This window comes from Bacteroides sp. GD17 (genome assembly GCF_038448625.1).
Lineage (GTDB): Bacteria > Bacteroidota > Bacteroidia > Bacteroidales > Bacteroidaceae > Bacteroides.
In genome coordinates this window covers 1-8,942 of record NZ_JBCEZS010000029.1, presented here as the reverse complement: position 1 = coordinate 8,942, position 8,942 = coordinate 1, and the positions used below count along the sequence as shown (strand labels likewise).

Annotated in this window: 11 protein-coding genes and 1 tRNA gene; 6 read left to right on the top strand and 6 right to left on the bottom strand. The window is 46.6% G+C overall.

Going from position 1 to position 8,942, the window contains the following annotated elements; translation table 11 throughout:
* The first annotated feature begins 186 nt into the window (after positions 1 to 186).
* The 6 genes from AAE250_RS23070 (at position 187) to AAE250_RS23045 (ending at position 4,337) form a co-directional block, all read left to right on the top strand.
* A complete protein-coding gene (locus tag AAE250_RS23070; protein ID WP_294603451.1) occupies positions 187 to 891 on the top strand; it encodes a pirin family protein in 705 nt (234 codons plus the stop codon).
* Positions 892 to 973: 82 nt separating this feature from the next.
* The gene (locus tag AAE250_RS23065) at positions 974 to 1,705 is read left to right on the top strand and encodes an MBL fold metallo-hydrolase (protein ID WP_294603448.1); all 732 of its coding nucleotides are present in this window, start codon (positions 974 to 976) and stop codon (positions 1,703 to 1,705) included.
* Between the two features lie 11 nt (positions 1,706 to 1,716).
* A complete protein-coding gene (locus tag AAE250_RS23060) occupies positions 1,717 to 2,934 on the top strand; it encodes a DUF4468 domain-containing protein (RefSeq protein WP_294603446.1) in 1,218 nt (405 codons plus the stop codon).
* A gap of 47 nt (positions 2,935 to 2,981) precedes the next feature.
* Positions 2,982 to 3,356, top strand: coding sequence for a VOC family protein (locus AAE250_RS23055; RefSeq protein ID WP_294603444.1), 375 nt, complete (start codon positions 2,982 to 2,984; stop codon positions 3,354 to 3,356).
* A 61-nt stretch (positions 3,357 to 3,417) separates the two neighbouring features.
* The gene (locus AAE250_RS23050; protein WP_294603442.1) at positions 3,418 to 3,603 is read left to right on the top strand and encodes a hypothetical protein; all 186 of its coding nucleotides are present in this window, start codon (positions 3,418 to 3,420) and stop codon (positions 3,601 to 3,603) included.
* Positions 3,600 to 4,337, top strand: coding sequence for a class I SAM-dependent methyltransferase (locus AAE250_RS23045; protein ID WP_446715783.1), 738 nt, complete (start codon positions 3,600 to 3,602; stop codon positions 4,335 to 4,337). The genes AAE250_RS23050 and AAE250_RS23045 overlap by 4 nt, the downstream gene beginning before the upstream one ends.
* A 108-nt stretch (positions 4,338 to 4,445) precedes the next feature.
* On the opposite strand, the gene AAE250_RS23040 is transcribed toward AAE250_RS23045, so the two are convergent.
* From AAE250_RS23040 to feoB, 6 genes are all read right to left on the bottom strand, one after another.
* A complete protein-coding gene (locus AAE250_RS23040; protein ID WP_294603439.1) occupies positions 4,446 to 4,982 on the bottom strand; it encodes a TlpA family protein disulfide reductase in 537 nt (178 codons plus the stop codon).
* Positions 4,983 to 5,033: 51 nt separating this feature from the next.
* Complete coding sequence (locus tag AAE250_RS23035) at positions 5,034 to 5,345, bottom strand: helix-turn-helix domain-containing protein (protein ID WP_294603436.1); 312 nt, start codon at positions 5,343 to 5,345, stop codon at positions 5,034 to 5,036.
* Positions 5,342 to 5,707, bottom strand: a complete 366-nt coding sequence (locus AAE250_RS23030) for a type II toxin-antitoxin system RelE/ParE family toxin (RefSeq protein WP_294603434.1) — start codon at positions 5,705 to 5,707, stop codon at positions 5,342 to 5,344. Before AAE250_RS23030 ends, AAE250_RS23035 begins: the two co-directional genes overlap by 4 nt.
* A gap of 123 nt (positions 5,708 to 5,830) precedes the next feature.
* Positions 5,831 to 5,905: transfer RNA gene (locus tag AAE250_RS23025), tRNA-Cys, on the bottom strand.
* A 68-nt stretch (positions 5,906 to 5,973) separates the two neighbouring features.
* Positions 5,974 to 6,189: a hypothetical protein gene (locus AAE250_RS23020; RefSeq protein WP_294603432.1), complete on the bottom strand. Its 216-nt coding sequence runs from the start codon at positions 6,187 to 6,189 to the stop codon at positions 5,974 to 5,976.
* Positions 6,186 to 8,657 carry a ferrous iron transport protein B gene (gene feoB, locus AAE250_RS23015; protein ID WP_294603428.1) on the bottom strand — a complete coding sequence of 824 codons (2,472 nt, stop codon included), beginning with the start codon at positions 8,655 to 8,657 and terminating at the stop codon, positions 6,186 to 6,188. The genes AAE250_RS23020 and feoB overlap by 4 nt, the downstream gene beginning before the upstream one ends.
* Between the last annotated feature and the right edge of the window lie 285 nt (positions 8,658 to 8,942).

Here is an 8,942-nt window from a genome sequence, read left to right as displayed (position 1 = left end):
TTGCAGCGTCCAATAAACGAACGTTTAATGAACGCCCCGCCCGCCCTACTCCATTCATTCATAACAGCTTATCCCTCCCCAATCTGTCCGTCACCGTCAATAGGCCAATCTTCACCACCCCAAGAACTTTCCGACACTCTTTTTGTTATATACATACAAACCATTTAAAAAGAAAGGAAATAGATTATGAAAAAAGTAATAGACAAAGCCGATAGCAGAGGACATTCTCTATACGACTGGCTGGACAGCCACCATACATTCAGTTTCGACGAATATTACAACGCCCACCGCATGAACTTCGGTGCCCTGCGTGTATTGAACGACGACCGCGTTGCTCCGGGCAAAGGTTTCGGAACCCATCCGCACAAGAATATGGAAATCATCTCCATCCCCTTGAAAGGAAAACTGAAACACGGTGACAGCCAGCAGAACAGCCGCGTCATCACCCCGGGTGACATACAGACCATGAGTGCCGGCACAGGCATCTACCACAGCGAGATGAACGGCAGCACCACCGAACCGGTGGAATTCCTGCAAATCTGGGTAATGCCCGAAAAGCTGGGCACACAGCCCGCCTATCAGGACTTCGACGTCCGCCCCCTGCTGCGCAAGAACGAAATGGCGCTCATCGTATCGCCCGACGGCGATGCTCCCGCCCGGTTGTTGCAACAAACCTGGTTCTCCATCGGCGAGATAGAAGCCGGAAAGAAGATAGGCTACCACCTGCACCAGTCGCACGCCGGTGTCTACATCTTCGTGATAGAAGGTGAAGTGAAAGTAGACGATACCGTGCTCTCGCGCCGCGACGGCATGGGCGTGTACGAAACCAACAGTTTCGAGTTGGAAACGCTGAAAGACTCGCATATTCTCTTCATAGAAGTGCCTATGTAAAGCGCTTTTACATAAAATAACAGCTTAAACCGGAAGTTTGTGTAGCGTTTTTCGTAATATTGCGCTATAATTCAATCCGTAAATGAAACTTGATTACATCTACCATAGCGGCTTCGCGATTGAAGCGGACGGAGTGACGGTCATTATCGATTACTACAAGGACTCCTCGGAAGAGGTGTACAACCGGGGTATCGTACACGATCGTCTCTTGGAAAGACCGGGCGTACTCTATGTACTCTGCTCCCATTTCCATCCCGACCACTTCAGTCGCGAAGTTCTTTCATGGAAGGCCCTGCGCCCCGACATACACTATATCTTCTCCAAAGATATCCTGAAGCACCGCCGTGCTTCGGCAGAAGATGCCACCTACATCAACAAAGGCGATACGTATGAAGACGGGAATATCCGCATCCGGGCATTCGGCTCCACCGACGTGGGCATCTCCTTCCTGATAGACCTGCAAGGCCGACGCCTGTTCCATGCCGGCGACCTGAACAACTGGCATTGGAGCGAAGAGTCCACCCCGCAGGAGATACGCAAGGCCGAAGGCGACTTCCTGGCCGAAGTGAAACTGCTGCAACAAGCAGCACCGGCGGTAGACGTAGCCATGTTTCCCGTAGACAGCCGCATCGGAAAAGATTATATGCGAGGGGCCGAACAATTCGTGGAACGGATAAAAACCACTATCTTTGTCCCCATGCACTTCAGTGAAGATTATCAGGGAGGAAATGCGTTCAGGCAGTTTGCCGAAGCCAAAGGCTGCCGTTTCCTCACCATCGGCCACCGGGGTGAAAGTTTCGATATTACTAAATAAAACATACCATTATGAAAAATCTTACACAACTTCTTATGGCACTATTCTGCCTCTGCATGCCTGCCATGCTGTATGCACAAAACGATAAAGACGATGACGATGATGATGACAGCAGATACCTGGTCGGAGCTGTTCCCGAAGTGGACGGTAAAGTAGTGTTCACCAAGGAATTCAGTATCCCGGGCATGTCGCAGGACGAAGTCTTCGAACGCGTATACAACTGGATGGAAGCACGTCTGAAGAAGAACGAGAACAACAGCCGCATCGTATTCTCCGACAAGGAGAAAGGACAGATAGTAGGTACGGGCGACGAATGGATTGTATTCGCTTCCAGCGCCTTGTCACTGGACCGCACAAAAATAACTTATCAGCTCACCGTCACCTGTCAACCGGAAAAGTGTGTGCTCGAAGTGGAGAAAGTGCGCTACAGCTACCGTGAAGGAAAGGAAAAATATACTGCCGAAGAATGGATAACCGATAAGTATGCACTGAACAAGGCACAGACCAAGCTGGTGCGCGGCCTCGCCAAGTGGCGCAGAAAAACCGTGGACTTTGTAGACGATCTGGCTGCAGGTGTAGCCGAAGCACTCAGTGCCACTACCGCCAAAGAAGCTCCTGTGAAAGAAAAGAAAGTAGAAAAGGCGGTTGTCAACTCCGGCCCGATTGTTATCACTCCGAAGAAACAAGTTACGGTAGAAGCTCCTAAGGCTGTTGAAAATGCTGCCGCTGCGAAGTCACAAGCTGTAACGGTTGTTGTACCGGCCACTCCTATTACTCCGGCCACTCCGGTTGAACCGGCTGAAAAGGCAGTTCCTGCCGAAACAGTAACTCCTGCTCCGGTAGCTGTCGCAGCCCCTGCCGCTACCAGCCAGACGCAAGGTTATAAGGAAGTAGCTCCTGCGCAACTGTCGGCCGATGTCATTCAGACAGGCGCAGGCAAGCTGGTTATTGTAATCGGCGAAGAGCCTTTCAACATGACTATGATGACTGCCAATGCCGGCGGTTCACTGGGTAAAGTCAGCGGCAAACCGGTTATCTTCAGCATCTTGTCGCCCGACCAGCCGTATGAACAAATGGAAAAAGCAGAAAACTATACCATCCGCTTCTACCCCACCGGCAAGACGGAGCCTACCGTAATTCTGGAATGCAAGAAGCTCCCATCGCCCGCAGCAATGGAAGGCATGCCACGTACTTATGTAGGGGAAATCCTGAAAGCGATGGTTAAATAATGAACCATAAATACTTTAATTGAACCCATAAATAACTGAATTGTACAATGGAGATAAAAAGTAAATTCGATCATTTCAATATCAATGTCACCAACCTGGAACGTAGCATCGAGTTCTACGAAAAGGCACTGGGACTGAAAGAACACCATAGGAAAGAGTCGTCCGACGGCTCTTTCACCCTGGTTTACCTCACAGACGGCAGCACCGGCTTCTTGCTGGAACTGACTTGCCTGAAAGATCATCCGCAGGCCTATGAACTGGGAGAAAACGAAAGCCATCTTTGCTTTCGCGTAGCCGGCGATTATGATGCGATACGCCAATATCACAAAGAAAACGGCTGGGTATGTTTTGAGAACAAAGCCATGGGGCTGTACTTCATCAACGACCCGGACGATTATTGGATTGAGGTATTACCTCTCTAAAAGGGGGTGTAAAAAACTCTTAATCCGTGCCTAAAATCATATCATTAAAACTAATAACAGTATGAGTATAGAAGAAGCAATGATGGGCGGAATCGTCTTCAAAGGTAAAAAAGACAAGCCGAAAGAAGAAAACAAGGTAAAGACCAAAGCCAAAAAGAAAACCTACATCACCGGTCAGCACGGTTCCGCCTCCTCCAAGATGAAAGCGGAAATTCGTCGTAAACGCGCTAACAGACATAAGAAATGATAAGTACCGACCTGCTCCCGGCCGATAAAGACCCGATGGGCGCCGCCATAGCCGACTACTTCGAGCATCACAAGGCCGACCGCCTCCGGGTATTCTCTTCGCAATTCGACGAAGACGAAATACCCGTCAAGGAACTGTTCCGCACAGAGAAGCAAATGCCTCTGCTGGAACGTACCGCCCTACAGCTTGCAACGGGAAAGATACTGGATGTAGGTGCCGGCAGCGGTTGCCACAGCCTCGCCCTTCAAGAAGCCGATAAAGATGTGCATGCCATCGACATTTCCCCGCTGTCGGTGGAAGTAATGAAACAGCGCGGCGTGCAGCACGCCACGCAAACCAATCTGTTCGACGAACGGTTCTACGAGTCTTATGATACAATCCTTATGTTGATGAACGATTCCGGCATTATCGGAAAGTTGGAGAATCTTCCTGCTTTCTTCCTGAAGATGAAACAACTGTTACGCCCGCATGGCTGCATCCTTATGGATTCCAGCGACCTGCGTTATCTGTTCGAAGAAGAAGACGGAAGTTATGTCATCGACCTTGCCGGAGATTATTACGGGGAAGTGGACTTCCAGATGCAATACAAAGATATTCAAGGAGATTCCTTCGACTGGCTGTACATTGACTTCCAAACACTCAGCCTCTATGCTGCGGAAAATGGATTCAAAGCAGAGATGATAAAGGAAGGAAAGCATTACGATTATCTTGCCAAACTATCACTGCAAGTATAGATGAAAAAAACAGATCATCTGTTCAGTGCAAACAGATGATCTGTTAAGGGTAAACGCATCATCTATCTGCCCTCAACAGATAATGCGTTTTGAACGATTAGATCATTCCTATTCCGAAAGCATTTCATTAATCTTCTTCACCAAAGAAGCAAACTCTTCGGGGTTGTACAAGCGTGTCAGCATTACGATACGGCCTTCTTTATCAATCAGCACATTACGCGTAATACCTGCCTCACGAATGGCATACTTTGCAAAGATATCCGCTCCCGGGTCCAATCCCAAAGGATAAGTTATTTTGGTAGATTTGCCAAAAGCAATCACCTTCTCCAACGGTTCATCGCGGTCAATACCCATCAGCACAAAATCAGGATTAGATTTATGCTTCAACCAGATATCCTTTTCAATAAAAGGCATCTCCTTGCGGCATACGCCACACCAACTTGCAGTGAACTGCAACATCACCACCTTGCCACGAAGTTCAGAAAGCGTAACACTCTTGCCATCCGTCAACTTCATTGTAAAATCGGGAGCCATCTCTCCTACCTTCACAATATAACCGGTGCTGTCTGCTGCGACTTCCTGCGCCATACCTGCCATGCTACATACAGTAAGCAGGCAGAAAAACAGAAATCTTACTTGTTTCATCTTATACAAATATTCTTTTAAAAATGCTTTGTTCTAATCATGTTCTGCCAATCATAAAAATGTAGGGGTAAACTCAATACCCAAAGCACGAGCAATACGAAAAAAACTCGAAACTTGAATATCTGATTCACCTTTTTCTACACGGGCAATATAGCTTCTTGCTGTACCAACTTTCTCTGCCAACTCTTGTTGAGTTAGCTTTAACTCTTTCCGGCGGTCCCGCAATATCTCACCATAGTACCATGCAATCGACTTTTCATGGAAAGTGGCTCGAGATTCCGTTCCAGCTTCTCCATATTTCTTATCCAGTAGCTCACCTGCTGTATGCAACCTTGCTAACTTGTTTTCATCTAACTTTCTCATAACTCAAAATCCTCCAATATCTGTTTAGCAATCTTTATTTGTTTACTATAGTCTTTGGTTGATTTCTTTAGGAAACCATTCAAAAGCAATATTTTCTTTGAAAGAATGATATTATCATCATCAACAGCAAAAAGAATAGTTCTATATTCATTGGTACTAACAGATACCCGCATCTCATACAAATCTGTATTCTCTAAATGTTTCACAAACTTAGTGCTAAGTACATATTCGGTTCGGATAATATCCATTGTATGCTCAAACTTAATCTTTGCCTTGTCTTGCAACTTTTCATAAAACTCTATAAACTCATCCGAGAAATACAATTCACGTATATCACTATCTTTTTTATTTGTTGCTTTCATTCTGCAAATGTAACTAATTGGATACAAACAAGCAAGAAGAACATAAACTCTTTGTATATCTTTTATCTATTATCTATAAACAACAAAGCTCCGACCATTTCTGGTCGAAGCTTTGTTGTGTTTTGGAGGTTCCTGGCGGATTCGAACCGCCGTGGACGGTTTTGCAGACCGCTGACTAAGCCACTCATCCAAGGAACCAAAGTTATCAAAAGTGCTTTATCTCTCGATTGCGGATGCAAAGGTAATACATTTTCTGTAATTTCCAACTATCCGCAGCAACTTTTCTTCTTTTTTTTCCTGTCCTTACTACATCCGGCACGCTTCTCATCGAGCAACTGCTTTAATTCACAACCAGTTGCACACGTATCGCACGGATTTCCTCCTTCTCTTGCCCGACGAAAAAAAGAATAAATACTCATCCCAATCCGTACGGCACAGAACAGTAGCAATAGGGCTACCACCCATCCCTGCCAGTTACTCATACAAACAGACCTCCTATCTGATAAATTGCAAAGGACATCAACCATGCCAATGCAGTAGTATAGAATGCCGCAAACAATGCCCATTTCCAACTACCCGACTCGCTCTTGATGGCCGCCAACGTTGCAATACACGGGAAGTATATCAATACAAACACCATGTAAGCAAAAGCAACCAAAGGCGTAATCGGAATGCGTTCGCCCAAGCTCACCGCATCTTCTTCAGCGTTATCTGCATATAGCACACCGAGCGTACTCACCACCAACTCCTTAGCACCGACTCCGGAAAGGATGCCGATACCCAGTTTCCAGTCGAAACCCAACGGCTCGATGACCGGCTCTACAGCCTTACCAATCTTGCCGATATAAGAGTTCTCCTGTTGCTCGGTCACACTCTCGTAGGCATCATGGTTGGGGTAATACCCCAAAGCCCATATCACCACGGAAGCTACCATAATAATACCTCCCATCTTACGAAGATATTGAGCTCCCTTCTCCCAGGTATGGCGGAAAATGGTTTTCGTAGTCGGCATACGGTACGGAGGCAGTTCCATGACAAACGGCGTATCATCACCCTTCACAAGGAAACGGCAGAAAAGACGTGCCATGACTACCGCCAGCAGAATGCCGATAGCATAGATAAGTAACAACATCAGACTGGCATTGTTCGGAAAGAACGCTCCTACCAGCAACAGATAGATAGGCAGACGCGCACTGCACGACATCAACGGATTGATGAGCATGGTAACCAGACGGCTCTTACGGTTCTCGATTGTACGCGAAGCCATGATAGCAGGCACATTACAACCAAATCCCATAATCAGAGGTATGAAGGACTTTCCATGCAAGCCCATCTTATGCATAATCTTATCCATGATAAAAGCGGCACGTGCCATATATCCCGAATCTTCCATCAGGGATATAAAGAAATATAGAAGAAGGATATTCGGCAGGAAAACGATGACACCACCCACACCGCCAATGATACCGTCCACCAGTAAGTCTTTCAACGGTCCTTCGGACATATTCTCCCGTATCAGACTTCCAAGCGCATCCACCAGCCATTCAATGCCTTGCATCGGATAGTCACCCAGCACGAATGTTCCTTCAAACATCAGGTAGAGGAAAAGGAAAAAGATAGGATACCCCCAGACGCGATGGGTTACGATCGAGTCTATGATTTGGGTAGTACGCGACGTATCTTTATGATTATCGACGTAAGTCTCGCGCAACGCACCGGCAATAAAACCATATTTGGCATCGGTTATGGCCTGCTCGCTATCCTCGTTTATTACATTACGAAGGCGCTGTTCTTCCCGGTTACGCACTTCAAGAATCTCTTCTCCGTTGGGCAGTCCCTGTACTATCTTTTCCAGGTCCTTGTCGTTCTCCAGCAACTTGATGGCAAGGAAGCGTGTAGAGTACTTATGGCGGATCTCCTCATTGACACTGATAACACGCTTCACCTCCTCAATGCTTCGTTCCAATTCCGGACCATGATTGATGTGAATATGGCGGTAAGAGCTACGCGGGTGCTCACCTTCTTCCTTATGAGTGCCAAAGCCATGGTCGGGAACATACTCCTCGTGCCAGTTGCGCAGATCATTCAGCACTTCGGTGCGTACTTTGCCTTTTTGATCAAGGAAATCGCCCCCTTCGTAAATGCTGATAATCACATGAAACAGTTCGTCAATCCCCTTCCCGCTACGACTGACCGTAGGTATCATCGGCGCACCAAAGAGCTGCCCAAGCATCACATAGTCCAACGTATTGCCACTGGCTGCCAGCTCATCGTACATATTGAGCGCGATTACCATACGCACGTTCATGTCAATCAACTGGGTGGTGAGATAAAGGTTCCGTTCCAGATTGGAAGAATCTATCACATTGATTATAACGTCCGGAGTTTCATTAATGATATGACGGCGAACATAAATTTCTTCGGGTGAATAGGCAGAAAGAGAATAAGTGCCGGGAAGGTCGACAATGCGGAAGTGGTAACCCTGAAAGTCGAAGTAACCTTCTTTGGCATCGACGGTGACACCACTGTAATTGCCCACATGCTCGTGCGAACCGGATGCGATGTTGAAAAGAGAAGTCTTGCCGCAATTAGGATTCCCGACCAAAGCCACATTGATGGTCCGGCGCTTTCCAAGAGCCAGTCGCTTCAATTCTTCTTCGTTCAGATGTATATCTTCGCTCAGGCCTCTGTGAAAATCGGGTTGCACAGCCTGTTCCTTTGCTTCCTGCTCGCTGACAATCTCTATCATCTCGGCTTCCTGCCGGCGAAGGGATATCTCATATCCCATTACTTTGTATTTGATAGGGTCTTTCAACGGAGCATTCAGTAGTACCTGCACTGTCTTTCCTTTAATAAATCCCATTTCCACAATCCGTTTGCGGAAACCACCGTGCCCCAATACTTTTACGATTACACCTTTTTCACCGGTTTTCAATTCGGACAAACGCATAGTCTTCAGCCTTTCTTATATTTTTGGGTGCAAAGATAGTGTTTATGTTCACAAGTCACAAGTAATTTAGAATGTTTTTAAATAAGGAAGATACTAAAGACTCTATTCATAACAGTTATACGCCCTACCATTTATATAAAGTCTGTTCAAGCCTTGCGAACGGATATTCACAGTGCCAGGGCTGACGCATTAAAAATTCACGTCTAATAACTTCTCAAGAAAAGAGTCGTCCCATCCGGCTCTTTTTCTTTTTCCCTTCAAACTTCCCTTTGATTCATCTTTCTT